Source organism: Microvirga aerilata (assembly GCF_016743775.1).
GTDB classification, from domain to species: Bacteria; Pseudomonadota; Alphaproteobacteria; order Rhizobiales; family Beijerinckiaceae; genus Microvirga; species Microvirga aerilata.
In genome coordinates this window covers 1-566 of the sequence record NZ_JAEQMY010000371.1, presented here as the reverse complement: position 1 = coordinate 566, position 566 = coordinate 1, and the positions used below count along the sequence as shown (strand labels likewise).

The 566-nt window shown below is 58.3% G+C and carries 1 protein-coding gene; it reads left to right on the top strand.

The features are described from left to right. Positions 1 to 566 (top strand): DNRLRE domain-containing protein (locus JKG68_RS32865; RefSeq protein ID WP_202066671.1); only part of this gene is annotated, 566 nt, incomplete at both ends.

Below are 566 nucleotides of genomic sequence, written 5' to 3'. Positions count from 1 at the left end.
ATGCCACAAGCGATCTTTCAGCAGGGGTTGAACGGCTACACTGGCACTCTAGACACCATGGTGCAGGAAGACAGCCCAACCACAAGTTACGGCAGTGCTTCTCGCAGTGGCTTCAATGCCATTCACATTGATGCCGCGGACAAAGACGTTAGCGGGCGGGAGAGCCAAGGCCTGCTTCAGTTCACCGGTCTGATCGGCACAGGATCTGGCCAGATCCCGCACGGAGCCCGCATTACTAAAGCAGGACTGACCCTGCACAACAGTAGTCCAGGGGACGGTGCGGCCTTGCACCGGGTGCTCGCTACCTGGGATGAGAACTCAACTTGGAACTCGCTGAGCAACGGTATTCAGGCTAATGATACGGACGCAGTTGCCACGGCAGAGGTCATTACGGGGGAACAGCCTGGGTCAGGCGCCAGTACTTTTGACGTGACCGCCAGTGTGCAGGCCTGGGCTGACGGGGCAAAGAATGAGGGCTGGGCCTTCCTGCCCTTAGGCGAAAATGGCTGGGATTTCAGATCCTCGGAGGGGCAAGCCCCCCCAACTCTCAACGTTGAATACACGCT